Consider the following 25,656-nt stretch of genomic DNA (forward strand, 5'->3'; position numbering starts at 1 on the left):
GGCCCTTTCGGACCGAGCGCCACCGTTTCGCGCGGCTCAGAAGTTGATCATGTGGCCCGCGAGACCGTGGATGGCCTCCTGCAGCGCCTCGCTGAGCGTCGGGTGGGTGTGCACGTTGCGCGCGAGCTCGTTGACCGTGAGGTCCCACTTCTGGGCCAGGGTCAGCTCGGGCAGCAGCTCCGAGACGTCGGGTCCGATCAGGTGGCCGCCGATCAGCTCGCCGTACTTGTTGTCGGAGATCAGCTTCACGAAACCGGTCGCGTCGCCGAGGCCGTGCGCCTTGCCGTTGGCGGTGAACGGGAAGGTCGCGACCTTCACGTCGTAGCCCTCGGCGCGCGCCTGCTCCTCGGTGAGACCGAAGCTGGCCACCTGCGGCTGGCAGAAGGTGGCGCGCGGCATCATGCGGTAGTCACCGAGGGTGACGGTCTCCGCGCCGCCGATGGTCTCGGCCGCGACCACGCCCTGCGCCTCCGCGACGTGCGCGAGCTGCAGCTTGCCGGTGACGTCACCGATGGCGTAGATGTGCGGCACGTTGGTGCGCATGTAGTCGTCGATGGCGATGGCGCCGCGTTCGATCTGCACGCCGGTGTTCTCCAGGCCGTAGCCCTCCACCCGCGGCGCGAAGCCGACGGCCTGCAGCACCTTGTCGACGGTGACGGTCTCCACCGCGCCGGACTTGTTGTCCTTGATCGAGACAGTGACCTTGGACCCGTCGTCGTCGATGGACTGCACGGCCGCACCGGTGGTGATGGTGATGCCGAGCTTCTTGTACGCCTTGGTGATCTCTTTGGAGACATCGGCGTCCTCGTTGGGCAGCGCGCGGTCCAGGAACTCCACGATGCGCACGTCGACGCCGTAGTTCTTCAGGACGTAGCCGAACTCCATACCGATCGCGCCCGCGCCGACGATGAGGACCGAACCGGGCAGGTCACGGGTCATGATCTGCTCTTCGTAGGTCACCACGTTGGCGCTGAGCTGGGTGCCGGGCAGCAGCTTGGTGACGGTGCCCGTCGCGATGATCACGTTGTCGAACGTGACCGTCTCGGTGCCGCCCTTGGACAGCTCGACCGACAGCGTGTTCGCGTCGACGAAGGTGCCCTTGCCGTCGAACTCGTCGATCTTGTTCTTCTTCATCAGGAAGTGGACGCCCTTGACCCGGCCGTCCGCCACCTTGCGGCTGCGGTCGAACGCCGCGCCGAAGTCGAAGCTCGCCTCACCGGTGATGCCGAAGGTCTTGGCCTCTTTGGTGAAAATGTGCGCGAGTTCGGCATTGCGCAGCAACGCCTTCGACGGGATGCAGCCCACGTTCAGGCACACACCGCCCCAGTATTTCTGCTCGACGATCGCTGTTCGCAGGCCGAGTTGAGCGGCGCGGATCGCGGCGACATAACCGCCGGGACCAGCGCCGAGAACGACGACATCGTAGTGGGAAGTCACGCCACCGAGCCTAACTCCGTTGCCGGGAGTTCACCCACCGTGGTCCCGGTTCGGTGAGATGCGCGGCACACGCGCCATCGTCGGGACCGGACGAGCGCCGCCACCGCCGCGCCGACCTGGGCGGAAGCGGCCTCACCCGCGCCGCCGGACGCAGATGGCCGAGCGGATGCGGAGGTATGCGCTATCCACGCAGGCGGACGCAGTCCGACCGAAGCCCGCGCACGGCCGGAGCCAATGCGGAGATACGCCTACCCTGGCGTCGTGACGAACGGCGGATCGAACGGTGACGACGGGGTCCGGCCGCTCGATCCGATCGACGGCACCACCTCGACGCATCTCGTTCGCCTGGTCCGTGATGTCGTTCGGCTATCGGACGTCGACCCGGCGCGGCTGGCCCGCATTCCCGCGATCGACGACGCCGCGCTGGCCGGTGAGCTCAACCGGATTCCGCTGCGCTCGCTGGTCGACCTATGGGAATTGCTCGCGCGAGCGAGGCCGGAGCCGGGAGCCGGTCTGGCCGTGGCGCGGGCCGCCCCGCTCGGGACCCTGACCACCTGGGATTATCTCGTCACCACCGGTCCGACGCTGGCCGACGCGCTGCGGGCGGCCCAGCCCTATCACCGGGTGGTGACCGCCGCCGCCGAAGGCTTCGAGCTGGACCACCCCGGCGAACTCACCGTCGGCTACCGCACCACCGCGGGCGATCCCGACGTCGCCGCGGTGGTCAACGAGTACGTGCTGGCCTACTACCTGCGGCGCGCCCGCGAGGCGACCGGCCGACGCGTCGTTCCCGCCCGACTCACCTTCAGTCACGCCGCCCCGGCCACCCACGAGGTGCTGACCACCGCCTTCGGCACCGACCGCATCGAATTCGACGCACCCGCCGACACCATCACCTTCACCGCCGCCGACGCCGCCGCACCGCTCCCCCGCGCCGACCCGATGCTCGCCGACCTACTGCGCAGCCACGCCGACCTGGTGCTCGCCACGGCCAAGCCGGTCCCCAGCCCCCTCGAAGTCTTCCGCACCGCCCTGGACGCCGCCCTCGACCAGGGCGAACCTTCCCTCGCCTCGGTGGCCCACCGCCTGGCCGTGAGCCCGCGCACCTTGCAACGCCAACTCGCCGAGCACGACACCGGATGGCGGCACGAGGTCGACCTGGCCCGCTACGAACGCGCAAAAAGGCTTCTCGACCAAGGACTCACCACCGCGACCGTCGCCGACCGCCTCGGCTTCGCCGACGACCGGGCGTTGCGCAAGGCCTTCCGGCGCTGGACCGGCAGCTCCCCTTCGGCCCGTCGACACTCCTGACGCCGCCCAACTACCGGCGACGCGCACCGAGCAGTAGGGGGTGCCGCTTCAGCCGACGGGCGTACCGGGCGGTGGCGTGTTCGGACCGGTTGGTGGCGGCGGAGGACCTGGGAAGCCGTCCGAGGCGCTCATAGCGTGATCGGTGCCGGATGGAACAGTCCGGATCGTTCTCCGAGGAAGTGCGAAACAGATGACTGCACAGGCAATTTCGACCACCACATTGCCGGTCACGACGAGGGAGATTCACTTGGCGGCCCGGCCCGAGGGTGCGCCGACCCCGGCGAACTTCGAGCTGGTGACCCGGCCGATGCCGGAACTCGCCGAAGGGCAGATCCTGGTGCGAAACACCTGGATGTCGGTCGACCCGTACATGCGCGGGCGGATGGACGACCGCCCGTCCTATATCGCACCGTTCGAGGTCGGCGCGGCGTTGGAGGGGTCTGCGGTCGGCGAGGTGATCGCCTCACGGTCGGAGCGGATTCCAGTGGGCGCCACGGTGACCCACTTCGCGGGGTGGCGGGAACACTCGATCCTCGACGACGCACTCGCGACACCGATCGATACGTCGGCGGCCGAGCCCGAGCACTTCCTCGGTGCGCTCGGCACCACCGGGCTCACCGCGTACGCCGCGCTCACCGACGTGGCGCCGGTCCGGCCCGGCGACACCGTCTTCGTCTCGGCGGCGGCGGGCGCGGTGGGTAGCGTCGCCGGTCAGATCGCCAAGGCGCTGGGGGCGGGCCGGGTCATCGGCTCGGCGGGTGGCCCGGCGAAAACCGCTCTGCTACTGGAGGAGTTCGGTTTCGACGCCGCGATCGACTACCGCGCGGGCGACCTGGAAGGGCAGCTCGCCGCGGCCGCGCCGGAGGGCGTCGACGTCTATCTGGACAGCGTCGGCGGCGAGCACCTGCGCGTCGCGGTGGCTGCCATGCGGCCGAACGGCCGGGTCGCGCTGGTCGGCGCGATCAGCGGATACAACGGCGCGACCGGCGAGCAAGGCCCCGACCTGTATCTCGCTGCCACCAGGGAGGTTTCGCTGCGCGGCATGCTGGTGAGCAGCTACTTCCCGGTCTTCGGCGAGTACATCGCCAAGGCCGCCGCTTGGCTGGCCGACGGCACCCTGCGCACCAGGCAGACCGTGTACGAAGGCTTGGAGCAGGCGCCCGCCGCGTTCCTCGGCGTGCTGTCGGGCGCGAACACCGGCAAGATGCTCGTGCGCCTCGGCTGAATCAGTTTCGCCAGACCTGCTCGGCGACCCTGCGGAAGTTCTCGCCGAACACCGCGGCGCGCTCGTCTTCGGTGAACCCGCGCGCGGCCAGCTCGGCGTCCAGTCCGGGGCCGACGCCGATCCCGAGCAGGTCCTCAGGCGGAACCCATTGCAAAGGACCCCATTTGGTGTACGAATCGGAAAAGGCGCCTGGGTTGGCGAACAGCTCGGCGTTGAAATCCTCGCCGTCGAAGGAGTAGTCCGAGCCGATGCCGATGTGCTCCACACCGACGAGTTCGACGCCGTACTGGATGTGATCGGCCATGGCCGCGACGCGCCGGGCCCGATCGTCGGGTTCGTTGCGGCCCAAGAAGATGCCGACGCCGTTGACACCGATGACACCGCCGGTCTCGGCGCACGCCCTGGCCTGCTCGTCGGTGATATTGCGCGGGTGATCCCACAGTGCGGCGAAATTGGCGTGGCTGTAGATCATCGGCACGGCGGTGCGCGCGGCGAGGTCGAGCCCGGTGCGCCGCGAGCAGTGCGCGCCGTCGACGAACACGCCGACCTCGTTGAGTTTGCGCACCAAATCCTTTCCGTAGGGAGTGAGTCCGGTGTCCTCGGTATCGAGGCAGCCGCAGCCCGCCGCGTTGGCGTGGTTGTAGGTCGGCAGCAGCGAGCGCACGCCGAGTTCGTGGAACACCTCGACGTTGTCCAGATCGCCGCCGAGCGGCTCCGAGTCCTCCAGATCGAAGGCGAGCGCGATGCGTTCCGGATCGTCGAGGTCCTCGAGACCGACAACCAGGCGAAACCGTCCGTCCGCCAGCGCATCCCGACGAAACTGCCGCACCAGCGCAAGCGAATCGGCGGTGCTCTGCCTGGAGTAGCCGACGTTCACCGACAGGTAGGAGCCCAGCGGGTACCTGGCCAGCTCCGTGATGTCGGCGGTGGGCAGCAGCGGCAGACAGCAGTGCTGTTCCCACAGGAAGGCGGCCAAGGTCGGACTCCTGTCGTTCGGTACGGGATTTCGATCTTAATGAGCGCGGGCAGCGACGAATTCGAGACGCATCCGCGACACAACGGTGCCTAACGAATTGTCGGATCAGACCGATTTTCCGTGTGCTTCATCCCAACTGCCCCAAGGCGGTGCGACGTGCGTCGCTTCCTCGTCCTGATTTCCGCGCTTGCCGCCGGAATCGCACTCTTGATCATTCCCAACTCCGCCAACGCGACCCCCTCCTATTGCGGCTTGGTCTGGGGCTCGCTCGAGAAGACCGAGCCGAACCATTCGTCCGCGCCTGTCACGAACGTGCGCTCCGGTCGCCACCAGTGTTTCGACCGACTCGTCATCGACGTCGCCGGTCCGGTCACCGGCTACCGGGCGACCTACGTCGATTCGGTGAGCATGGACGCCTCCGGCGCGCCCGTGCCGCTGCGCGGCGGCGCGTTCCTGAGCGTGACGGTGCACGCTCCGGCCTACGACAACGCGGGCGATCTCACCTACGCCCCGGCCGATCGCGGCGAACTGGCGAGAGTCGCCGGCTATCGAACCTTCCGACAGGTCGCCTGGGCGGGCTCGTTCGAAGGTCAGACCACCTTGGGCGTCGGCGTGCGCGCGCGGCTGCCGTTCCGGGTGTTCACGCTGGACGGCCCCGGCGGCGGATCGCGAGTCGTACTCGACGTCGCACACTTCTGGTAACCGCGCACGCAGGGAGGACGCCGCTCAGCAACAATAGTTGACATGAGCGGCGTCGAGCAGAGAATGAACGATCCCTACCTGTGGTTGGAAGAGGTGACCGGCGATCGGCCACTGGAGTGGGCGCGCGCCCACAACGAGGTCGTCGGGGAGCGCTTCGCCTCGACCGAGCGGTTCACCGAGCTGGAACGCCGCATCCTCGACATGCTCGACACCGACACCAAGATCGCCTACCCGGGTCGGCGCGGGCGCTGGCTTTACAACTTCTGGCGCGACGCCGAGCACCCGCGCGGCCTGTGGCGGCGCACCACGTTCGCCGAGTACGCCAAGGAATCGCCGGACTGGGACGTGCTGATCGACCTGGACGCGCTGGCCGCCGTCGAAGGCGAGAACTGGGTGTGGGGCGGCGCCGCGGTGCTGCGGCCGGAACAGTCGCGCGCGCTCGTCAGCCTGTCCCGCGGCGGCGCCGACGCCAAGGTTGTTCGCGAATTCGACATCGAGCGAAAAGAATTCATCGAACAGTCGGACGGCGGTTACTTCCTGCCCGAGGCGAAATCGGAGATCCGCTGGATCGACGTCGACTCGGTGTACGTCGGCACCGATTTCGGACCGGGTTCGCTGACCGAATCCGGATACCCGCGCATCGCCAAGCGCTGGCGGCGCGGAACCGAACTCATCGACGCCGAAACGGTTTTCGAGGGATCCGAGGAGGATGTCGCGGTCTCGGCGGGCTACGACCGCACCCCCGGCTACGAACGCCATTTCGTGGGCCGCGCCACCGATTTCTTCAACGAAGAGGTCTACCTCATCGAAGACGACGGCACGCTGCGCCACATCGACGTGCCCACCGACGCCAGCGAATCCTGGTACAAGGACTGGCTGCTGGTCCGCTTGAAGTCGCCGTGGGAGGTGGGCGGCGTGACCTATCCGGCAGGTGCGCTGCTGGCCACCGACTTCGAGAGCTTCCTCTCCGGCGCAAGAGATTTCGAGGCGCTGTTCACACCCGACGCGCACACCTCGCTGCACGGCTACGGCTGGACCGAGAACCACCTGCTGCTCATCACCCTCCAGGACGTGCAGACCAAGCTGCACGTGCTCACCCCCGGCCCCGGCGGGTGGGCCGTCGAGCCGCTGGCCGACACGCCCCCGATGGCGACGACCAGCGTCATGAACCTGGACCCGCTGGAAGGCGGCGACGAGTTCATGCTCACCACAAGCGGTTTCACCACCCCCGCCACGCTGCTGGCCAGTGCGGTCGGCGGCAGCACCGAGCAGCTCAAGCAGGAACCCGCGTTCTTCGACGCCGACGGCGTGGAGACCGAGCAGTTCTTCGCCCGGTCCGACGACGGAACGATGGTGCCGTACTTCGTGATTCGGCACCGCGACCGCAAAGACGAGCCGGGCCCGACGGTCATGTCCGGCTACGGCGGTTTCGAGGTGTCCCGTACGCCCGCCTACAGCGGCGCGTCCGGTATGGGCTGGCTGGAGCGCGGCGGCACCTGGGTGATGACCAACATCCGCGGCGGCGGTGAGTACGGCCCGGAGTGGCACACCTCGGTGCAGAAGGCCAACCGCCACAAGGTGTACGAGGATTTCGCCGCCATCGCGAGGGATCTCGTCGACCGGGGCATCACCACCCCGCGGCAGCTCGGCGCGGTGGGCGGCAGCAACGGCGGTCTGCTGATGGGCGTGATGCTCACCAGGTACCCGGAGCTGTTCGGCGCCATCGTCTGCCAGGTCCCGCTGCTCGACATGAAGCGCTACCACCTGCTGCTGGCCGGCGCGTCGTGGATGGCGGAGTACGGCGACCCGGACAAGCCGGAGGAGTGGGAGTACATCGGCAAGTACTCGCCGTACCAGAACGCGCGCGCCGACGCCGACTACCCGCCCATCCTGCTCACCACCTCCACCCGCGACGACCGCGTCCATCCCGGGCACGCGCGCAAGATGGCGGCGCTGCTGGAGGAGCAGGGCCACACGTTCTGGTACCACGAGAACATCGAGGGCGGGCACGGCGGCGCCGCGGACAACAAGCAGATGGCGTTCCAGGCCGCGCTCATCTACGAGTTCTTCACCCAAATGCTCATGGAGAAGGGCGAATAGGACTCACGCGGTGGCGTGCTCGAGCTCGGCGAGCCCTGTCTCCAGGTGCCGGAGAATCCGCTGGAGGTGGGGCACGCTGCGGCGGCAGCCGACCACGCCGAAATCGAGGTTGCCCGCGTTGGACGTCACGGTGATGTTGAGCGCCTGGCCGTCCAGCACGATCGACATCGGGTAGTTGCCGTCCAGCCGCGCGCCGTTCCAGTACATCGGTTCGCGCGGCCCCGGCACGTTCGAGATGACGATGTTGAACGGCGGGCGCGTCACCGAGACGAAGCCGGGAACGGTGGACAGGCCGAGCGGCGCGATCATCAACGCCGACACCGCGAGTGCCTGCGTCTTGGGCATCTGCGCGAACAACCGCTTGCCCTCGCTCATGGACTCGCTGATCGTCCGCAGGCGCTCGACCGGGTCGGGCAGATGAGTGCCCAGGTTGCACAGGATGGTGCCGACGCTGTTGCCGCTCTCCTCGTCCCCGTCGTCGTGCCGCAGCGACACCGGGACCATCGCGATGAGCGACCGATCCGGCAGCGCGTCGTGCTCGAGCAGATAGCAGCGCAGCGCCGCCGAGCACATCGCGAGCACCACGTCGTTGACCGTGACGTCGGCCGCCGCCTTCACCGCCCTGATCCGCGCCAGCGGCCAGGACTGCGCGGCGCAGCGCCGCGCTCCCCCGATCCGCACGTTGAACATCGAGTCCGGCGCGTCGAACGGGAGGGCGAGCCGGTGTTCGGCGAGCGCCTGCTTGGCCAGCGCCAGGGTCGACGGTGCGATGCCGCCGATACCGCGCAGCGCGCTCACCGCGCGCCCGGCCAGCGACGGACCACCGCCGCGTCGGCCCGCGCCGGAGGAACTCCACGGCACCTGGACGTCGGTCGCGTTCGGGTCGGTGCTCAGCGTGCGCTGGAGCAACAGCTGCGCCGAGACGCCGTCGATCAGCGCGTGGTGCACCTTGGTGTAGACCGCGAGCCGACCGTCGTCGAGACCCTCGATCAAACGCTGCTCCCACAGCGGGCGGTGCCGGTCGAGCAGACTGCTGTGCAGCCGGGAAGTCAGGTCGAGCAGTTCCCGCACCCGGCCCGGTGAGGGGAGCGCGGAGCGGCGCAGGTGATAGTCCAGGTCGACCTCGTCGTCGTAGGACCAGGTGAGGCTGGAGATGCCGCCGAGCACGGTGCCCGGACGTTTGCGGAACAGGCGCTTGCGCACCGGCATCGCGAGCATCTGTTCGTGGATGGTCCTGGCGAAATCGGGACCCGCGTCGTCCGGCGGCTGGAACAGCTGGAGCGAACCGACGTGCATCGGATGCTCCCGCGACTCGTTCACCAGGAAGATCGCGTCGGGTGGAGATATCAACTCGACCATGTGCCCGTCCCTTGCCGAACCCGAGTCGAAGAAATGTACCGCTTTCGTCCGCCGCCCTCGGCCGGATTCGGTCGCACCGTTGCGTGTTCGCGGTCATCGCGCGGCAAACGTCTACGCCGTAGATGGTATCTACAACGTAGATGCGAACGGTCGGCGTCTACCATGACCCGCATGCCCGCCATGTCCTCACCGGCTGTCCCGGTGCGTCGGTCCCCGGCGTGCATCGTCTCGCGGCAGGTTTCGCGACGGCTGGTCGCCGGATGACGCCGCGCAAGCGCACACCGCCCACCCGCACCGCGCTGAACCGCGACTACATCGCGGCGGTCGCGCTGACGGTCATCGATGAGACCGGGCTCGACGGGTTCTCCATGCGCAAACTCGGCATCGCGCTCGGCGCCGACCCGATGGCGGCGTACCGGCATTTCACGGATCTGCAGGATCTGTTCGACGGGATCGCGGCGGCCATGTTCGCCGAGCTGGAGATGGAAACCCTACCGTGGCAGGAGGATTGGCGCGACCTGCTGCGCGCGTACGCCCGCAGGCTGCGTTCGACATCGCGCAGGCATCCGAACGCGGTGCCGGTCTTCGCCACCCGGCCGGTGCGCAGCCCAGCCGCTACCGAGATCGGCAACTGGATGATCGAGCGGTTGCAGGGCACGGGATTCGAGCCCGATCACGCGCGGCAGCTGACCCGCTGCCTACACGACTACGTGATCGGGCACATTCTGAGCCAGGCCGTGGCAGCGGCGCGCGACGGCGATGCGACACGGCGCGGGCCGAAGTCCGGTGCGCGCGAAGACGTCACACTCGCCGAAGGCGGCGACTACTTCGAGATCGGCGTCGAGGCCATGCTGGACGGCTTCGCGGACCGGTTGGCGCGCAGCCGCTGAGGTGATCAGCGGTCGCGCAGCCACTTCTCGATGCGGTCGACGGTCGAATTCGGATCCGGGATCCAGCCGTTGTGCCCCAACCGTTCCGGCTGATGCCAGGTGGTCAGCTCGGCGGCGGGCATCTTGCCGAGCAGATGTTCGGCCGAGCCGCGCGGGGTGAGCTCGTCGCCCGCGATGGTGATCGACAGGACCGGCAGCTTCAGCCGGGCGATGCGCTCCTCGTAGTCGATATCGGCGCCGACCGGCACGAACCTGCCGGTGCGCGCCAGCCGCGCCCAGTCGGAGATGAGCACCTTCGACTGCGGTCCGAAGCCGCCGACGGTGATCCGGTCGCCGGGCCAGAAACCCGCGAGGCTCGCGGTCAGCGAGGCGGCGGCGGTGCCGAACAGCATGCCGGGACTGAACAATCCGCGATAGCCGCGGTAGTACGGCGTGCCCGAGGCGACGAGGATCAGCCCGCCGAGCCTGCCGCGGACCCGCGCCGCGTACATGGCGGCGAGCTGACCGCCCATGCTGTGCCCGAGCAGGTACGGCGTGCTCGCCGGAAACCGGTCGCGCACCACTTGCAACATGGCGGGGAAGTCCACCGAGACCAGCTCGTGGTAGCCGTAGGTGCTGGTCGGGCTCGGTCGCGGGCGGCTGTCGCCGTTGCCGCGCAATTCGCCGATGGCGGCGTCGAATCCGCGCGCGGCGAATTGCTGGGCGACCAGTTCGTAGTACGCGCCCGGCACGCCGAGCCCGGGCACGATCACCACGACGGGGCGCGGCGCGTCGGGCGTCACCGGATGCCGGTGCTGACCCTCGGCCGGAATCAACCGCACCGGAATGGTGCTGCCGTCCGGCACCTGGATCGGAACTGTCTCCATGCTGCGCACGCTACCGCGCGGCGTCACGTACCGCCGCGTCGGCAGCCGACCACCCGGTCTGCTAGGCAGGGCCTATGCGCCGACCGCGCCCATGATCACCCGGCTCAGCACGCGGATCACGTCGTCCAGCGGCGGGCGCGGATCCGAGCCGCTCCACGAATCCACCACGTAGTTGACCGCGCCGATGATCGCCAGCACCCGCATTTCGTAGTCACCCGGCGGGATTTCGCCGTGCATGGCCGCGTCCTCCGCGGCGCTCGCCAGTAGCGAGCCCCACACGCGGCGTAGCTCCAGGCGGAATTTCTCCACCTTCGGCCCGGCGCCCACCACCTCGACGAGCGCGACGCGTGCCTTGCGCGGATCGGCGCCGATGGACTCGACGTAGGCGCGCACCGCGGCGTCGATGAGCTCCAGCGCGGACGCGTCGGTCTTCTTGTCGAGCGCGACGGTCACCGCTTCGCGCGACTCCTTGTCGATTTGCTCGTAGAGCTCGAGTAGGAGTGACTCGCGCCCGGTGAACTCCTCGTAGAACTGTCGTGAGGAGAGCCCGGCGTCTTTACAGATGGCGCCCACCGAACTATTGGCGTATCCGTCGCGCGCAAAGACCGTCAGGCCCGATTCCAGAAAACGCGCACGCCGCTGGCGTTGCCGGTCCTCTACGGGTTGCCCGGCATACATTCGTCCCGTATTCGCATCCTGTGACATTGGGGCAGACAATACCGAAGGGCCCGATCCCCTCGTCATGGATCGGGCCCTTCGTCTCAACCTTCGACCGACCGCGCGTTAGCCGAAAGTTGGCAGCCTGGTAGCTAGATCAAACATTCCTCCGATCCGACCATCGCAACTCCATTGTCACTGGCTGTTTGCCGACACGGACGATACCGAGCAATCCGCCGCGCCGGAAGGCTTTTGGAGGAATTTCGTAGAACTTTTTTCGAACGGACCGGTCCCAATCTTCACCCGGCGACGCCGCTGGTCGACAGCAGTTCCGGCAGTGCGGCCACGGAGTCGATCACGTGGTCCGGCGCGAGGTCCGAGGCGGCGAGCACGCCCGGCCGGAACTTTCCGGTGCGGACGAGCACACCCGTCATGCCGACCGCTTGCGCGGCCAGCACATCCGAATGCAGGTCGTCGCCGACCATCACGATCTCGGCGGGCTCCAGACCCATGAGCTGCGCGCAGGTGCGAAACCCCGTCGGTGCGGGTTTGCCGATCACTTCGATCTCCGCGTTGCCCGCCGCCGAGAGACCAGGGAGATACGCGCCCGCGTCGATACGCAGGCCGTCGTCGGTGGCCCAGGTGAGGCCGCCCCGCATCGCGACGACCGGCACGCCGTCCAGCATCAGCTCGACCACTCTACTGAGCGCGCGGTGCGTGAATTCCGTTCCCGCGCCGCCGATCACGACAACGTCGGGATCTTTCTCGACCAGTTCCAGTCCGGCGAGATCCGCTTCGATGTCGCCGTGATTCAACACCCAGACGCGGGCATCCGAATAGCGGCGCCGCAGGAATTCGGCGGTCAGCCTGGCCGCCGTGACGATTTCCGCCGTATCGATCTCGAATCCGGCCGACTTCAACCGACTGCCGATCTCGGCGCACGTACGCGATGTGGTGTTGGTGAGAAATGCTCGGCGCAAACCCTTTTCGCGCAATTCACGCACGGCGTCGCGCGCTCCCTCGATTGCGCGCCAGGAGGTAACCAGCACGCCGTCGATGTCGTAGAGCACGCCCTCGATCTCGCCGCGTGACATGAATTCAGCCTACGACTGGAGTGGGTGGTATACCCGCGGAACGGGCGGACGGGTGCTGACGGCGGGACGACCGACACCTGAACTCGAGTCAGCGGATCGGGGCGGGATCTGGGGCGGGTTCGATTGCGGCGGAGCGGGACAGGGCGAGGGTGGCGGTGATCATCGCGGCCAGGGCGAGGGCCAGCAGGACGACCTGAGGGCCGTCGACGTCGAAGTACTCGTTCAGCAGCAGGATGCCGAGGGCCGCGGCGACGACGGGTTCGGTCACCGTTGCGGCGGGCAGCGAAGCTTGCAGTGCCCCTGCCTGATAGGAGTCCTGCTGGAGGACCACCGCGGCGCCGCCCACCACGACGAGGGCGTAGGTCTCCGCGGACCCGAACACCGCGGCGGGCCCTTCGCCGAGCAACGCGACCAGACCTTTGGTCAGCACCGCCGCGACGCCGAACAGCGCGCCCGCCGCGATGCCGAGCAACAGCGCCCGCCGCCCGCCCGGACGTCGTCGCGCACCGAGCAGGCAAGCCGCGAGAAACGGTAGCCCGATCGCGGCCGTGAGCGCCCAATGCCAGCCTGCCGCATGCTGTTTCCCTTGCCGTGGATCGCCGACGACCAGTAGCACCACGATGGCGACGCTGAGCACCAAAGCCCACAACCATTCCGAGCGCCGAATCACGCGCCCGGCGAGCGTCGCCGCCAGCGGCAACGCGAACAGCAGCGAACTCACCAGAAGCGACTGCACCAGAAGCACCGATCCGCGACCGAGCGCCATCGCCTGGAAAACGTAACCGCCCGCGCCGACCGCCGTCCCGAGCCACCACAGCGGCCGACGCATCAGGCTGCCGATCGCGCCGAGACGCCCGAGATCCCCGTCCGGCACCCGCGCCGCCTCCCGCTGCCGCGACACCGCGCTGAACGCGATGCACAGCGCGGCGACCAGCGCGAATCCGATCGCATGCAGGTGCGCCATCACCGCAGACTACCGACGTCGGGCGCGGCGCCGGGCCGTTCGCACGTCGCTCTTTGCTGCGCCGCGGACGGAAGCGAGCGTCGACGAGCAGCACCCCACTATCGGCCCGCCGACACCGGTAGGTCGGCATCGTCACGACGACTACTTCGGCGCGGGCGCGTCCTCGGGGCGGGCCGCGTCGAAGGCGTCGGCACAGCGGGTCAGCAAATCGATGAGGGTGTCGCGTTCGGCGGCGGTGAACGCGGCGGCCACCGAACGCTCGACCCGGATCGCGCGGGCATCGGCGTCCTTCATCACCGACTCGCCCAGCTCGGTGAGGCGGGTCTCCAGGACGTTCTTGTGCCAGGCGTGCGGGGTTCGCTCGATGAGACCGCGCTCCTGCAGATTGCCGAGCACGGTGTTCATGGTCGGCGGGGTGACGCCGCAGAGTCGCGCCAAGGCCGCCGCCGAGATGCCTGGGTTCTCGGCGAGGAACAGCAGCGCGGAGTACTGCGCGACGGTGACCCCGGCGGGCTTCAGTGCGGCGTTCTTCGCCGTGGCCAGGGCCTGCTCCGCGCGCTTGACATAGGAGCCGATGCGTTCGGAGGCGGGCATAGGGGTCATGCCTGGCATGGTATCCGCTCGTCACATCGTTCGAGTCTTGACGGATATTAGAACTCTAATCTACGTTCGTTGACGTTCTTCGATATGGATTCATTCGAAAGGTCCTGGCATGTCCCGCACGCGCACCCTTCCGATCGCCCTCCTCGCGCTCGCCGCGCTGACGGCCTGCGGTTCGCCCGACGAAGCACCGCGGGTGACCACCGCCTACGAATTGCCAGGCGAGCGCGCCTATCCCGAGGGCATCGCACTGGACGCCCGCACCGGCGACACCTACGTCGGCTCCTACAGCACCGGCGCGATCTACCGCGCCACAGCCGACGCCGAGCGGGCCGAGGTGTTCCTGCCCGAGGGCGCCGACGGGCGAAAAACCGCGAACGGATTGAAGGTCGACGGGTCGGGCCGCCTGTGGGTGACCGACTCGACCGCGGGAGTCGCCGTGTACGACACCGGCTCTCGCGCACTGATCGCCCGCTTCGACGTGCCCGGCGCCGAACCGCGCTTCGTCAACGACGTCGTCCTCACGCCGGACGGCACCGCCTACCTCACCGACAGCGTGCGCGCCGTGGTCTACCGGGTGACTCCCGAGCAGGTGCGCGCGGTCGCCGCGCAGGGCGGACGCGGCGAGCTGACACCACGATTCGAGCTCGGCGGCGTCATCGAACCGCGCGAACCAGGGGGTTTCAGCCTCAACGGCCTGGTCGCGGACCCGTCCGGGCGGTACCTGCTGGTGGTCGACATGGTCGGCGGCGACCTCTATCGCGTCGACCTCACCGCCGACGCGCCGATCCGGAAAGTCGAATTGCACGGCGGCGATATGACCAACGGCGACGGCCTCGACCTGCGCGGCGACACGCTGTGGGCGGTCCACAACACCACCAACACGATCTCGCGCTGGACGCTGACCGAGGACGGTGCGTCCGCGCGGCTCGACGAACGCCTCACCGACGAGACATTGAGCATTCCAACCACTTTGGTGCGCGACGGCGAGCGCACGCTGGTGGTCGCCTCGCAGTTCGACAAGGGCGGGCCGATGGGTCCCGGCACGCCGAGCGCCTTCCGCGTCGTCTCGGTCGCCGGCATCTGAGCGAGTTGCCTTGTCCGGGCGCTCGACTGGCTCGGACGGCGCAGGCGCGAAGCCGAAGCGGCGATTTCGCTTATGGTGAGGCGCATGCTGAAGGCACTGCTCTACGGTCTCGGCACCGCGGTACCGCTGCTGATCGGCGCGGCCATCGGGCTGCGCTGGTCGCTGCCGAGGCCGCTGCTCGCGTCGCTGATGGCGTTCGGCGCGGGCACCATGATCGCGGCGGTGTCCTCGGAACTGTTCGAACCAGCCTTTCACCAGGCGGGCGCGGTGATCGCCGGGGCGGCGCTGTTCGCGGGCGCCGGGGTCTACGTGGTCGCCAACCATCTGATCGAGACGAAATTGGGCGCGGCGGCCATCGGTTGGGCGCTGATGCTCGGCACCATCCTGGACGGCGTGCCGGAGAACACCGCGCTCGGCGTCTCGCTGACCTCGGGCGGCGGGCTGGTGCTGCTGGTCGCGGTGGCCGTAGGCAACGTGCCAGAAGCCATCGGCGGCGCGGCGCTCATGCGCAGCCAGCACGGATTCGAACAGGCTCGCGCGTTCGGGCTGTGGGCGGCGACCGGCGCGGTTCTCGTGCTGGTCACGGTGCTTGGAAACAGTCTCTCGGACAATCTCTCCGACACCCATATCAGCACCGTGCAGGCTTTCGCGGGCGGTGCGACCATCGCGGTTTTGGCCGATTCGCTCATGCCGGAGGCCTATCGGGAGGGCGGCTGGTGGGTCGGAATGGCCACGGCGGCAGGTTTTCTGGTCGCCTTCGTGCTGGCGGGGTGAATACGCGATGACACCGGCGCGCCAATTCACCAGGGGTTGCGGTAGCGATATTCGGTCCGGTGGAATACGCTTCGCGCGGATGAAAACCGCCTCATGGAGGGACTATTGACCACTCCGAGCATGCCGGAGGACGGTGAAGGCGGAACCGGCGTCCGGCGCGCCATACCGTTGTCGCAGCTGATACACCTGATGGCCGAGTACGAAAAGCTCGGCACACACCGCCAAACATTTCTCCCCGCACCGGTGAGCGACACCTTCGTGCGCGGGTGCGGGATCGTCGCGGGCGGACTCGCGGCCGTCGGTGTGATCTGTGCTGCGGTCGGATCCTTCGCGGGTGGGGTCGCGGTCGGCGTCGTCGCACTGCTGCCCGCCACGCTGGCCTCGGTGCGCGGCCGGCAGAACCAGCAGAACCGCTCGGCGCGGCTCGATCTGTTCGACCACGGCATGACCGTGTACCGATCCGGTGAGCAGATCGCCGGATTCCGCTGGGACACCGCCGAAGTGCGCCAGCAGGTCATCCCGTTCCAGAACACCTCGCGCGTCGAGTATTCGCTGGAGATGAGCGGACCCAACGGCGCGCACGCGGCTTTCGACGACACCGAGTTCGCCGACGCGCGCGAATGGGGCAGGGCGATCCAGTCCGCCGTCACCGGCACCCAACTGCCGCGCGCGGTCCTCAAAATCGACAACGGCGAAACCGTCCACTTCGGCGATATCGGCCTCGATTTGGTCGCCCTGAGCTTCCACAATCAGGTCTATCCCTGGGACCGCATTCAGCTCATCGACGCCCGCAGCGGACTGGTCCGCATAAAAGTCGACGGCACCTGGATCTCCCTCACCCCCGTCGCCGCCATCCCCAACTTCTACATCTTCAACGAACTAGCCGAACGCCTCCGCCTCCCCGCCACCACCTGAAAGGCGCTGCCCGGGGCGCCCTCGGCTTACGTACCGTCGGGTGCCGTCCGGCCAGTGCCCTCGGGCGTCCGGACGAACCGACAGCGCCCAACGGCGGTCCTAGACGTCGAGCGCGCTGAACTCGACCTTCAGGGGATACGGTTCGTTCAGGACGAGCACCTCTTGGTGTGGCTCCGCGCGGCGGTAGGCCGCGCTCGCCCAGTCGAGGCGGTATTCCTGGATGATCTTTACCCGCAGTTCGTCGTCGAGATGCACGACCAAGTAGACGGGTATGCCCTCGGCCGCGTATTCGGCGCGCTTGTCGACGGTGTCGACGTACTCGGAGCCCGGTGAGACCACCTCGATGACCAGCAGCACACTGTCGGTGCTCAGCTTGCGGCCCCGCTCGATGCGTCGGTGAACCACGACATCAGGCCTACGGAACGAGAACCCGGGCGTATGCGGCCGAATTCTTTGGTAGTGCATCTCGAAATCGGTGACGACGCGAATGCACGGCTCCTGCGGACGGGCCGCTTCGAACGCATTGGCCAGCCTGCGGGCCACTATGTTGTGTTCGGAACTTCCACTGCGGCAGAGAATCACTCGTCCGTCGATGACTTCGATCTGCTTCTGCACCTCGTCGGGCAGCGCGTCATAGCCGTCCTCGGTGATGAGCAGCATCTCCGGATCGTTCGCCCAGGCGGGCAATGTGGTCATGGAGTCCCCTCGCTCTCGAGCAGGCGGCACCGCAGATCTTATGCGGAAGGCCGGTCCACCCGAGGGTGGACCGGCCTTCGTGACTAGCGGGAACTCGCTGATCCGGGGATCAGAAGTCCATGCCGCCCATGCCACCGGTCGGGTCGCCGGCGGGAGCGGCGGCCTTCTCCGGCTTGTCGGCGACGACGGCCTCGGTGGTCAGGAACAGGGCCGCGATGGAGGCCGCGTTCTGCAGGGCCGAGCGGGTGACCTTGACCGGGTCGGCGACGCCGGCGGCCAGCAGGTCCTCGTACTCGCCGGAGTCGGCGTTCAGGCCGGAACCCGCGGGCAGGTTCGAGACCTTCTCGGCGACCACGCCGGGCTCGAGGCCGGCGTTGAAGGCGATCTGCTTCAGCGGAGCCGACAGCGCGACGCGCACGATGTTCGCGCCGGTGGCCTCGTCACCGGTGAGGTTCAGCGCGTCCAGCGCCGGAGCCGACTGCAGCAGGGCCACGCCACCACCGGCGACGATGCCCTCTTCGACGGCAGCCTTCGCGTTGCGGACGGCGTCCTCGATGCGGTGCTTGCGCTCCTTGAGTTCCACCTCGGTGGCCGCGCCCGCCTTGATCACCGCGACACCGCCGGCCAGCTTGGCCAGACGCTCCTGCAGCTTCTCACGGTCGTAGTCCGAGTCGGAGTTCTCGATCTCGGTGCGGATCTGCGCCACGCGGCCCTGGATGGCCTCCGCGTCGCCCGCGCCCTCGACGATGGTGGTCTCGTCCTTGGTGACGACGACCTTGCGCGCCTGGCCGAGCAGCTCGACACCGGCGGTCTCCAGCGAGAGGCCGACCTCTTCGCTGATGACCTCGCCACCGGTCAGGATGGCGATGTCGGCGAGCTGGGCCTTGCGGCGGTCACCGAAGCCCGGGGCCTTGACGGCGACGGACTTGAAGGTGCCGCGGATCTTGTTGACCACCAGGGTCGACAGGGCCTCGCCCTCGACGTCCTCGGCGATGATCAGCAGCGGCTTGCCGGCCTGGATGACCTTCTCCAGCAGCGGCAGCAGGTCCTTGACGGTCGAGACCTTCGAGCCGACCAGCAGGATGTACGGGTCCTCGAGGACCGCTTCCTGACGCTCGGGGTCGGTCACGAAGTAACCGGAGATGTAGCCCTTGTCGAAGCGCATACCCTCGGTCAGCTCCAGCTGGAGGCCGAAGGTGTTGCTCTCCTCGACGGTGATGACGCCTTCCTTGCCGACCTTGTCCATGGCCTCGGCGATCAGCTCACCGATGGACGCGTCGCCCGCCGAGATACCGGCGGTGGCAGCGATCTGCTCCTTGGTCTCGACCTCCTTGGCGGTGTCGAGCAGCTTGGCGGTGACGGCCTCGACGGCCTTCTCGATGCCGCGCTTCAGACCCAGCGGGTTCGCGCCGGCCGCGACGTTGCGCAGGCCCTCGCGCACCAGCGCCTGAGCCAGGACGGTGGCGGTGGTGGTGCCGTCGCCCGCGACGTCGTCGGTCTTCTTGGCGACTTCCTTGACCAGCTCGGCGCCGATCTTCTCGTACGGGTCCTCCAGCTCGATCTCCTTGGCGATGGAAACACCATCGTTGGTGATCGTGGGGGCGCCCCACTTCTTCTCGAGGACGACGTTGCGACCCTTGGGGCCCAGCGTCACCTTGACCGCGTCGGCGAGGCTGTTCAGACCACGCTCGAGGCCGCGGCGAGCCTCTTCGTCGTACGCAATTGTCTTGGCCATGGCGTTGTTGAGATCCTCCATGTGTATGGCTGACACACAGGACGACCGCTGGTTGGATCGCCCCAGTTACGCTGGCCAGGTTCGGTGCCCGCGACGGACGACCGGGGGTGTCGATGAAACCCGGTCTCACCGTCCCGACCCTGGCACTCACAGGTCGAGAGTGCCAAAGCCATTTCTAGCACTCGAGGGTGTCGAGTGCAAGGTCCGAGCCTCCACGGTGCGCTCCGCGGTCCGCGTCTCAGTGCCGGTCGTCGATGCGCAGGAACAGCGCGACAAGCGCGTCGGTGCGACGATCCTCCGGTGTTCTGGGTTCCTCGTTGTCCACGGTGACGAGCTCGGCGTCGTGCAGCAGCAGTTCGGCCTCGATGCGCATGACGGCCCGAATGAACGGTGGCGCCACTTCGGGCGGAAGATCACCGTTCACGATGTATTCGCCGTCGGGTCCGGATTCCGTCGACACATAGGACAGAGCGCGCAACAAGTCGGCGCGGCGTTCGCCCGCGACTAGGTCGGAATCCGTATCAGTCGATTCATCCGCCATCGCTATAGCTTAGCGGTCGGCGGTGACACACCCCGGTGGAGCAAGCGACCAGCACATCGCAACCCGGCCTCGTCACCGACAATCGGCGGCTGGGGGCGGAGTCTGCGGGAATTTCCGTCCGCGCCGACCCCCTAAAGTGACCGGGTGAGTGTTGGACCCGGCCGGGATGCGATCGATGGCGTCCTGGCACAGCTGTACGGCGAGCTACAACCGGTGCACTGGACGGTCGGGCACCCCTGGTCACTGGGCGGGCCGGACCCGCTGGAGGGGGTCAGCGCGTACCCGCGCACCGATCCGGTCCCGCATTGGCACTACGTCGGGTACGGCATGAGCGAGCTCGGCACGAAGGAATGGGACGATCCGGACGTCTCCGGGTGGGGGTTCGAGTTCACCTTCCGGCTGGCGGGCGATCCCGCCGAGGCGCAGGCGCCGATCTGGCCCGCGCACTTCCTGCAGAATCTCGCCAGGTACGTCTTCCAATCGGGCAAGTGGTTCGAGCCCGGCCACACCATCAAGGCCAACGGTTCCCTCGCCGCGGACCGGCCGGATTCGGCGATCCAAGCCGTCGGCTTCGTCGCCGATCCGGAGCTCGGCACCATCGCGACCCCCAACGGCCGGGTCGCCTTCCTTCAGATCGTGGGTCTGACGATGACCGAGTACCAGGCCGCGCTGGGCGGGAAGCTGCTCGCGCTGCTGGACGGTCTCGCACCGCGGTTACCGCTGTTCGTCACCGACATCGACCGGCAATCGCTGATCGCCGCCCCCAAACCGCAGGCGCAGTGGCCGCGGTGGGGCGGCGGGTTGCGCGGGCGGGCGTAGGTCCCGCGGACGGGTGGCCCGCTCCCGTGCGGCGCTGTCGCGCATGGGCGGGTATAGGTCCCGGGCACGGCGGGCCGCCGCGCGGACGACGCGGCGGCGGCGCGCATGTGCGGCGGACGCGTACCGAAATGCTCTCAGCGACAGAATCATCCGATCCGCACACGGACCGCGCTTCGGCACGACCGTGCGGAGCGCCACGGCGACGAGGGCGGCGAGCACGATTCGGACGCCGGGACGCCCCGGCTTCACGGCTTCTGCGCGGCGATCACCGAAAGCAGTTCCACCAGGTGCGCTTCGGTTTTCGCCTTGTCCATGCCGAGGTCGGTCAGCAGGCCGGCGCCGTTCTCCTGTTCGAGGATGGCGAGCAGGATGTGCTCGGTGCCGATGTAGTTGTGCCCCAGGCGAAGTGCCTCGCGGAAGGTCAGCTCGAGCGCCTTCTTGGCCTCGGAATCGAAGGGCACCAGACCGGTGGGCGCCTCGTCGCCGGATTCGGCGGGCGGCAGCGCGGCGGTCGCGGCGGCGCGCACCTCCTCCAGGTCGAGTTTCGCGGTCAGCATCTCTTTGGCGGCAAGGCCTTCCGGCTCGCTCAGCAGCCCGAGCACCAGATGGGGAAGGCCGATGAGCTTGTTGCCCGCGGTGAGCGCGGCCTGCTGCGAGGCCATCACCGCCGCGCGGGCGCGGGGGGTGAACTTGGCGAATCCCGCGTTCGGATCCATCGCGGCGGCGTCGGCCGGATCGCCGGGCCCCTTCGCGACGAACCGCTTCTGCGCGGCCTGCTTGGTGACGCCCATGCTGGCGCCGATGTCGGTCCAGGACGCGCCGGAGCGGCGAGCCTGGTCCACGAAGTGGCCGATCAGGTGATCGGCCACTTCGCCGAGGTGACCGGCGGCGATGACCGCGTCGGAGAGCTGTTCGAGCACGTTGTCCGGCCGAGCCTTCTTTATGGCGGAGATGAGGTCGTCGAGACGAATCGAAGAAGTCATGCGTCAACCATAGGTTGACGACACTTCTGCGTCAACCATTAGTTGACGATCTTGGTCCGGCTTCTACTGCTACTCGCCCCGCCTCGCCGCCTGGTCAGGCAGCACGCGATCACAGGCCGCGCCGCCGCGAAGCCGGCTCAGCGGCCGCTACCGCAACCCGGCGGCGGCCGCCGCGCCGCGCACGATGAGCTCCTTCACCCCCGCCCCGAGCCGACCGCGCAGCACGGTCCGAGCCGGTGTGTCGTCGGCGTGCACGAACTGGACGACCGCGTCCCGCCGCCCAAGGCTGATGCACTGCAAGACGTAACGGAACCGCAGGTCACGCGGGTCCCGCCCGCGCATCCGCGCCGCGACCACGTCGGCCGCGTACTTGCCGGTCGGCAGCGCTGTCGCGCAGGCCATCCGCAACGACCGCCCGCCGGGACCGGCGACCACCGCGCTGTCGCCCGCGGCGTAGATGTCCGGATGCGAGAGCGAGCGCAGCGACTCGTCCGTCAGCACCCGGCCCGCACCGTCCACTTCGAGACCGGCGCGGGCGGCGAGATCGGGCACGCCGAACCCGGTGGTCCAGACCGTGGTGTCGGCGGCGACGAATTCACCGTTCACCAGCCGAACCCCGTCCGCGGTCACCTCGACCACCTTCGCGTCCGTGCGGATCTCGACACCCAAGCGCTCCAACACCTTCCGGATGTGCGCGACCGCCGTCGCCGAGAGCCAAGCGCCGGGCTCGTCGGGACTGAGCAGCAGCACGCGCGAATCCGGCTGGGACTCGGCGAGTTCCGCGGCCAGCTCGATGCCGGTGGCGCCCGCGCCGACGACGGCGACGGTTCCCTTCGCGGTCCATGCCGAATCCTCCGGCGTGGCAACGGTCTTGGCGAACTCCGCCGCGCCGGGGACGCCGACGGGATCGGCGAGACTGCCCAACGCGTAGATCAGGATGTCGTAGTCGACGGCGGCACCGCGATCCAGCTCGATCCGCTTGCCGACCGTGTCGATGCCCGTAGCCCGCGCCCGGACGAATCGAATGCCCTTGCGCTCCAGGAGTTCCGCCAAGTCCCAGCGACGTACCCGCTGCCCGGCGACCTGCTGATGCAACCGCACCCGCTCCACGAACTCGGCGCGCGCGTCGACAACGGTGACCCGCGCGTCACCGGCGGCCGCGGCCAGCCGCTTGGCCGCGGCAAGACCCGCGTACCCGGCTCCCAGAACGACGATGTGCTGATTCCCGGTCATGATGGTGGCTCCTCTCGTAGGCCGACACCACTCAGACCGGATAGGCCCCCGTTTCCTGACAGTCCGCGGCATGAGCCGCGTCACACCGGAGAACGGCTACGCCCGAACGGCGGCGAGGTAGGCCAGCTTGTCCGGATTGACGACGAGGTACAGCTCGCCGACGAGTTCGCCGTCGAGCTCGAAACCGACCATCAGCATGGGATTTTTGGCGACCCGCACGACCACCGCCAGTGCGCCGTTGACCTCTTCGATCCCGATCTCCATGCCGGGGACCGCCCAGCGGAACAGACCGGCGAGGTAGCGCGCGACCCGGTCGGCGCCGTGCACCGGCCGCCGCGCGGCGTTGATCCGGCCGCCGCCGTCCGCCGTGGCGGTGACGTCGGCGGCGAGCATCCGGCCTAGCTCATCGATCTCGCCGGAACGCGCCGCGTCCAGGAAACGCTGGATCAGCGCTCGCGCGTGGGCGGGTTCGATCGCGAATCGGGTCCGGCCGTCGCGGACGCGCTGACCGGCCCTGCGGTAGGTCTGCTGGGAAGCCGACTCGGTGAGGTCGAGCATGTCGGCGATCTCGCGGTGCGCGTACCCGAACGCCTCGCGCAGCACGAAGACCGCGCGCTCCACGGGATTCAGCCGTTCCAGCGCGGTGAGCAGCGCCAGCGAGACCAGCTCGCGTTCCTCGACGGTCTCCAGCGGACCCAGTTCGCCGTCCGCGGTGGGCACGGGCTCGGGCAGCCACGGGCCGACGTAGGTCTCGCGCCGCGCCCGCGCCGAAACCAGCCAGGTGCGGCAGAGATTCACGACGGCGGTGGTGAGCCAGGCCTCCGCGGAGCGGATGGTGGCCCGGTCGGTGCCGTCCCAGCGCAGGAAGGTCTCCTGCACCGCGTCCTCGGCCTCGGTCGCCGAGCCGAGCATGCGGTAGGCGAGCGCGAACAACCGCGGGCGATGCGCCTGGAATTCGCGCAGTCCGTCGGGTTCCACGCCTCACCTTCCTCCGCGCTCGCCGCTCGCGTCGCCGTCAGTCTTCGGTCAGCGCGCGGTGCCTGTGTCAGCGCAGAACGTCGTCGGCCTGTTCCCGGCGTCCGCCGGGCCTGCGCAGCCGAAGCCGCGCGGTCGAACCGCGGAAACCGGAGGGGATCGCCGGACGACGCCGTTGCGCCCGGCGCTGCGCCCGGCGTTCGGCGGGCTTGTGCTGCCAGGTCTCCGGCCGCGCGGCCACCCAGCGCTGCGAGTGCCAGGCGAACGGAATGTGGCCCAGGTACAGCGCGACGAGGATCAGCAGCAGCACGATCGGGTAGGTCACCAGCAGGGCCGCCGCCACCGCGACGAGCACGAGCAGCCCGGCCGCCGCCTGCGGCGCCACCGACACCGACTTCATCGCCAGCGTCGGAATCGTGCTGACGCACAACGCCGCCGCGAACACCGTCCAGGCCGCGACCTCGTAGAAGCCGACCCACCAGCCGTCACCGAACTGCACGTACAGCCCGATCGGCACGAGCGCGATCAGCGCGCCCGCCGGAGCGGGCACGCCGACGAAATACTCACGCGACCAATCGGGCCTGGTGTCGTCGTCCATCAGCGTGTTGAACCTGGCGAGGCGCAGCACGATACTCACCGCGAACAGCAGCGCGACGATCCACCCCGCGCTGTTCTGGTCGAGCAGCGCGATGTACAGCACGAGCGCGGGCGCGACGCCGAAAGAGATCGCGTCGGACAGCGAATCGAGCTCCGCGCCCATCTTGGTGGTGGCGTCGAGCATCCTGGCCAAGCGGCCGTCGAGGGTGTCGAGCACCGCTGCGGCGCCGACCATGGCCAGCGCGATATCGAGCTCGCCGTCCAGCGCGAACTTCACCGCGGACAGACCCGAGGCCAGCGCCAGGATGGTCACGATGCTCGGAAGCAGCCGGACGCTGCGGCGCCTGCGCCGTTGGGTGGGCACAGCCGCTTCCATCATGACAACACGGCCAGAACGGTCTCGCCGCCGATGGTGCGCTGCCCCGGCTGCACCAGCAGCTCGGTGCCCGCGGGGAAGTAGGTGTCGACCCGGGAGCCGAAGCGAATCAAACCGTAGGTGTCACCGATGGTGAGCACGTCGCCGACCTGCGCGTCGCACACGATGCGCCGGGCAAGCAGACCGGCGATCTGGACCACGACGAGCTGCTTGCCCGCCGGGGTCTCGAGCAGCATGCTGTTGCGCTCGTTGACCGAGCTGGCCTCGGGCAGATCGGCCGAGCGGAACTGACCCGCCTGGTGGTGCACTGCGCGGACAGTGCCGGAGACCGGCGTGCGCTGCACGTGCACGTCCAGCACGGAGAGGAAGATGCTCACCCGGGGCAGCGGCTGATCGCCGAGCCCGAGCTCCGCGGGCGGCGCGGCCGTGTCGACCAAGGCGATCTCGCCGTCGGCGGGGGCGACCACAGCGCCCGCCCTGTTCGGCGGGACACGCTTCGGGTGCCGGAAGAAGGTGGCGCAGGCCGCCGCGGCGACCAGACCCGTCCGGCGCACCCATTTGCGCTTGCCGCCCACCACCGCGACCGCGAGCGGCGCGGCGACGAAGGGCAGACCCGCGGGATGCAGCGGGGGAATGGCGGCCCTGACCAAGTCGACGACGTGGCCGACTCCGGTGGTTTCGGGCGTGCCGGGCGGGGTGGGACGGCGTGCCACAGGCTCCTCTTTCGTGCTGGATGCATTCGGT

The 25,656-nt window shown here is 68.7% G+C and carries 25 protein-coding genes; 9 read left to right on the forward strand and 16 right to left on the reverse strand.

What is annotated here, in order from left to right; all coding sequences use genetic code 11:
• Positions 1 to 36: 36 nt before the first annotated feature.
• Positions 37 to 1,437 carry a dihydrolipoyl dehydrogenase gene (gene lpdA / locus AB0H49_RS23655; protein WP_354998737.1) on the reverse strand — a complete coding sequence of 467 codons (1,401 nt, stop codon included), beginning with the start codon at positions 1,435 to 1,437 and terminating at the stop codon, positions 37 to 39.
• 261 nt (positions 1,438 to 1,698) lie between these two features.
• Here lpdA and AB0H49_RS23660 point away from each other — a divergent pair, with 261 nt between their 5' ends.
• Both AB0H49_RS23660 and AB0H49_RS23665 read left to right on the forward strand, forming a co-directional pair.
• On the forward strand, positions 1,699 to 2,748 hold the full coding sequence (locus AB0H49_RS23660) for an AraC family transcriptional regulator ligand-binding domain-containing protein (RefSeq protein ID WP_357254399.1): 1,050 nt from the start codon (positions 1,699 to 1,701) through the stop codon (positions 2,746 to 2,748).
• Positions 2,749 to 2,953: 205 nt separating this feature from the next.
• Complete coding sequence (locus AB0H49_RS23665; RefSeq protein ID WP_357254565.1) at positions 2,954 to 3,973, forward strand: NADP-dependent oxidoreductase; 1,020 nt, start codon at positions 2,954 to 2,956, stop codon at positions 3,971 to 3,973.
• 1 nt (position 3,974) lies between these two features.
• Here AB0H49_RS23665 and AB0H49_RS23670 read toward each other — a convergent pair whose 3' ends face one another.
• Positions 3,975 to 4,949 (reverse strand): membrane dipeptidase, encoded by a 975-nt coding sequence (locus AB0H49_RS23670; RefSeq protein WP_357254401.1) that lies wholly within the window; start codon positions 4,947 to 4,949, stop codon positions 3,975 to 3,977.
• Positions 4,950 to 5,105: 156 nt separating this feature from the next.
• Between AB0H49_RS23670 and AB0H49_RS23675 the strand changes: the two genes are divergently transcribed.
• Positions 5,106 to 5,651 carry a hypothetical protein gene (locus AB0H49_RS23675; protein ID WP_357254403.1) on the forward strand — a complete coding sequence of 182 codons (546 nt, stop codon included), beginning with the start codon at positions 5,106 to 5,108 and terminating at the stop codon, positions 5,649 to 5,651.
• Positions 5,652 to 5,693: 42 nt separating this feature from the next.
• Positions 5,694 to 7,751 (forward strand): prolyl oligopeptidase family serine peptidase, encoded by a 2,058-nt coding sequence (locus AB0H49_RS23680; RefSeq protein ID WP_357254405.1) that lies wholly within the window; start codon positions 5,694 to 5,696, stop codon positions 7,749 to 7,751.
• A 3-nt stretch (positions 7,752 to 7,754) separates the two neighbouring features.
• Here the strand turns inward: AB0H49_RS23680 and AB0H49_RS23685 are convergent, their stop codons facing one another.
• On the reverse strand, positions 7,755 to 9,110 hold the full coding sequence (locus AB0H49_RS23685; protein WP_357254408.1) for a wax ester/triacylglycerol synthase family O-acyltransferase: 1,356 nt from the start codon (positions 9,108 to 9,110) through the stop codon (positions 7,755 to 7,757).
• A 140-nt stretch (positions 9,111 to 9,250) separates the two neighbouring features.
• Here AB0H49_RS23685 and AB0H49_RS23690 point away from each other — a divergent pair, with 140 nt between their 5' ends.
• Entirely contained in the window at positions 9,251 to 10,000 is a 750-nt protein-coding gene (locus tag AB0H49_RS23690; RefSeq protein ID WP_357254410.1) for a TetR/AcrR family transcriptional regulator C-terminal domain-containing protein, read from the forward strand.
• 5 nt (positions 10,001 to 10,005) lie between these two features.
• Here the strand turns inward: AB0H49_RS23690 and AB0H49_RS23695 are convergent, their stop codons facing one another.
• The 5 genes from AB0H49_RS23695 to AB0H49_RS23715 all read right to left on the reverse strand — a co-directional run bounded on the left by AB0H49_RS23695 (position 10,006) and on the right by AB0H49_RS23715 (position 14,184).
• Positions 10,006 to 10,866, reverse strand: a complete 861-nt coding sequence (locus AB0H49_RS23695; protein WP_357254412.1) for an alpha/beta fold hydrolase — start codon at positions 10,864 to 10,866, stop codon at positions 10,006 to 10,008.
• Positions 10,867 to 10,938: 72 nt separating this feature from the next.
• On the reverse strand, positions 10,939 to 11,571 hold the full coding sequence (locus AB0H49_RS23700) for a TetR/AcrR family transcriptional regulator (protein ID WP_357254414.1): 633 nt from the start codon (positions 11,569 to 11,571) through the stop codon (positions 10,939 to 10,941).
• Positions 11,572 to 11,822: 251 nt separating this feature from the next.
• Positions 11,823 to 12,617, reverse strand: coding sequence for an HAD-IIA family hydrolase (locus tag AB0H49_RS23705; protein ID WP_357254416.1), 795 nt, complete (start codon positions 12,615 to 12,617; stop codon positions 11,823 to 11,825).
• 88 nt (positions 12,618 to 12,705) lie between these two features.
• Complete coding sequence (locus AB0H49_RS23710) at positions 12,706 to 13,581, reverse strand: DMT family transporter (protein ID WP_357254418.1); 876 nt, start codon at positions 13,579 to 13,581, stop codon at positions 12,706 to 12,708.
• Positions 13,582 to 13,722: 141 nt separating this feature from the next.
• Positions 13,723 to 14,184 carry a MarR family transcriptional regulator gene (locus tag AB0H49_RS23715; protein WP_354998727.1) on the reverse strand — a complete coding sequence of 154 codons (462 nt, stop codon included), beginning with the start codon at positions 14,182 to 14,184 and terminating at the stop codon, positions 13,723 to 13,725.
• 109 nt (positions 14,185 to 14,293) lie between these two features.
• Here AB0H49_RS23715 and AB0H49_RS23720 point away from each other — a divergent pair, with 109 nt between their 5' ends.
• The 3 genes from AB0H49_RS23720 to AB0H49_RS23730 all read left to right on the forward strand — a co-directional run bounded on the left by AB0H49_RS23720 (position 14,294) and on the right by AB0H49_RS23730 (position 16,957).
• Complete coding sequence (locus AB0H49_RS23720) at positions 14,294 to 15,268, forward strand: superoxide dismutase (RefSeq protein ID WP_357254420.1); 975 nt, start codon at positions 14,294 to 14,296, stop codon at positions 15,266 to 15,268.
• An 84-nt stretch (positions 15,269 to 15,352) separates the two neighbouring features.
• The gene (locus AB0H49_RS23725) at positions 15,353 to 16,042 is read left to right on the forward strand and encodes a ZIP family metal transporter (protein WP_354998725.1); all 690 of its coding nucleotides are present in this window, start codon (positions 15,353 to 15,355) and stop codon (positions 16,040 to 16,042) included.
• A 105-nt stretch (positions 16,043 to 16,147) separates the two neighbouring features.
• Positions 16,148 to 16,957, forward strand: coding sequence for a DUF6585 family protein (locus AB0H49_RS23730; protein ID WP_357254422.1), 810 nt, complete (start codon positions 16,148 to 16,150; stop codon positions 16,955 to 16,957).
• 99 nt (positions 16,958 to 17,056) lie between these two features.
• Here AB0H49_RS23730 and AB0H49_RS23735 read toward each other — a convergent pair whose 3' ends face one another.
• The 3 genes from AB0H49_RS23735 to AB0H49_RS23745 form a co-directional block, all read right to left on the reverse strand.
• Complete coding sequence (locus AB0H49_RS23735) at positions 17,057 to 17,653, reverse strand: Uma2 family endonuclease (RefSeq protein WP_357254424.1); 597 nt, start codon at positions 17,651 to 17,653, stop codon at positions 17,057 to 17,059.
• A gap of 109 nt (positions 17,654 to 17,762) precedes the next feature.
• A complete protein-coding gene (gene groL / locus AB0H49_RS23740; protein WP_354998722.1) occupies positions 17,763 to 19,388 on the reverse strand; it encodes a chaperonin GroEL in 1,626 nt (541 codons plus the stop codon).
• Positions 19,389 to 19,626: 238 nt separating this feature from the next.
• Positions 19,627 to 19,929 (reverse strand): hypothetical protein, encoded by a 303-nt coding sequence (locus tag AB0H49_RS23745; protein WP_141808449.1) that lies wholly within the window; start codon positions 19,927 to 19,929, stop codon positions 19,627 to 19,629.
• A gap of 144 nt (positions 19,930 to 20,073) precedes the next feature.
• Here AB0H49_RS23745 and AB0H49_RS23750 point away from each other — a divergent pair, with 144 nt between their 5' ends.
• On the forward strand, positions 20,074 to 20,748 hold the full coding sequence (locus AB0H49_RS23750; protein WP_357254427.1) for a suppressor of fused domain protein: 675 nt from the start codon (positions 20,074 to 20,076) through the stop codon (positions 20,746 to 20,748).
• Between the two features lie 245 nt (positions 20,749 to 20,993).
• On the opposite strand, the gene AB0H49_RS23755 is transcribed toward AB0H49_RS23750, so the two are convergent.
• The 5 genes from AB0H49_RS23755 to AB0H49_RS23775 all read right to left on the reverse strand — a co-directional run bounded on the left by AB0H49_RS23755 (position 20,994) and on the right by AB0H49_RS23775 (position 25,625).
• Positions 20,994 to 21,731 carry a Clp protease N-terminal domain-containing protein gene (locus tag AB0H49_RS23755; protein WP_357254428.1) on the reverse strand — a complete coding sequence of 246 codons (738 nt, stop codon included), beginning with the start codon at positions 21,729 to 21,731 and terminating at the stop codon, positions 20,994 to 20,996.
• A 147-nt stretch (positions 21,732 to 21,878) separates the two neighbouring features.
• A complete protein-coding gene (locus tag AB0H49_RS23760; RefSeq protein WP_357254430.1) occupies positions 21,879 to 22,964 on the reverse strand; it encodes an FAD-dependent oxidoreductase in 1,086 nt (361 codons plus the stop codon).
• Positions 22,965 to 23,060: 96 nt separating this feature from the next.
• Positions 23,061 to 23,942, reverse strand: a complete 882-nt coding sequence (locus AB0H49_RS23765) for an RNA polymerase sigma-70 factor (RefSeq protein WP_357254432.1) — start codon at positions 23,940 to 23,942, stop codon at positions 23,061 to 23,063.
• 67 nt (positions 23,943 to 24,009) lie between these two features.
• On the reverse strand, positions 24,010 to 24,912 hold the full coding sequence (locus AB0H49_RS23770) for a phosphatidylcholine/phosphatidylserine synthase (protein ID WP_354999029.1): 903 nt from the start codon (positions 24,910 to 24,912) through the stop codon (positions 24,010 to 24,012).
• Positions 24,912 to 25,625, reverse strand: coding sequence for a phosphatidylserine decarboxylase (locus AB0H49_RS23775; protein ID WP_067791146.1), 714 nt, complete (start codon positions 25,623 to 25,625; stop codon positions 24,912 to 24,914). The genes AB0H49_RS23770 and AB0H49_RS23775 overlap by 1 nt, the downstream gene beginning before the upstream one ends.
• Positions 25,626 to 25,656 lie beyond the last annotated feature (31 nt).

It is taken from the genome of Nocardia sp. NPDC050713 (genome assembly GCF_040654315.1).
Classification (GTDB): Bacteria; Actinomycetota; Actinomycetes; order Mycobacteriales; family Mycobacteriaceae; genus Nocardia.

Coding starts and splice junctions, on each gene's coding strand:
- AB0H49_RS23680 (WP_357254405.1), top strand. CDS start 5,694: ATGAGCGGCGTCGAGCAGAGAATGAACGATCCCTACCTGTGGTTGGAA.
- AB0H49_RS23685 (WP_357254408.1), bottom strand. CDS start 9,110: ATGGTCGAGTTGATATCTCCACCCGACGCGATCTTCCTGGTGAACGAG.
- AB0H49_RS23690 (WP_357254410.1), top strand. CDS start 9,251: ATGCGAACGGTCGGCGTCTACCATGACCCGCATGCCCGCCATGTCCTC.
- AB0H49_RS23695 (WP_357254412.1), bottom strand. CDS start 10,866: ATGGAGACAGTTCCGATCCAGGTGCCGGACGGCAGCACCATTCCGGTG.
- AB0H49_RS23700 (WP_357254414.1), bottom strand. CDS start 11,571: ATGTCACAGGATGCGAATACGGGACGAATGTATGCCGGGCAACCCGTA.
- AB0H49_RS23705 (WP_357254416.1), bottom strand. CDS start 12,617: ATGTCACGCGGCGAGATCGAGGGCGTGCTCTACGACATCGACGGCGTG.
- AB0H49_RS23710 (WP_357254418.1), bottom strand. CDS start 13,581: ATGGCGCACCTGCATGCGATCGGATTCGCGCTGGTCGCCGCGCTGTGC.
- AB0H49_RS23715 (WP_354998727.1), bottom strand. CDS start 14,184: ATGACCCCTATGCCCGCCTCCGAACGCATCGGCTCCTATGTCAAGCGC.
- AB0H49_RS23720 (WP_357254420.1), top strand. CDS start 14,294: ATGTCCCGCACGCGCACCCTTCCGATCGCCCTCCTCGCGCTCGCCGCG.
- AB0H49_RS23725 (WP_354998725.1), top strand. CDS start 15,353: ATGCTGAAGGCACTGCTCTACGGTCTCGGCACCGCGGTACCGCTGCTG.
- AB0H49_RS23735 (WP_357254424.1), bottom strand. CDS start 17,653: ATGACCACATTGCCCGCCTGGGCGAACGATCCGGAGATGCTGCTCATC.
- groL (WP_354998722.1), bottom strand. CDS start 19,388: ATGGCCAAGACAATTGCGTACGACGAAGAGGCTCGCCGCGGCCTCGAG.
- AB0H49_RS23745 (WP_141808449.1), bottom strand. CDS start 19,929: ATGGCGGATGAATCGACTGATACGGATTCCGACCTAGTCGCGGGCGAA.
- AB0H49_RS23755 (WP_357254428.1), bottom strand. CDS start 21,731: ATGACTTCTTCGATTCGTCTCGACGACCTCATCTCCGCCATAAAGAAG.
- AB0H49_RS23760 (WP_357254430.1), bottom strand. CDS start 22,964: ATGACCGGGAATCAGCACATCGTCGTTCTGGGAGCCGGGTACGCGGGT.
- AB0H49_RS23770 (WP_354999029.1), bottom strand. CDS start 24,912: ATGGAAGCGGCTGTGCCCACCCAACGGCGCAGGCGCCGCAGCGTCCGG.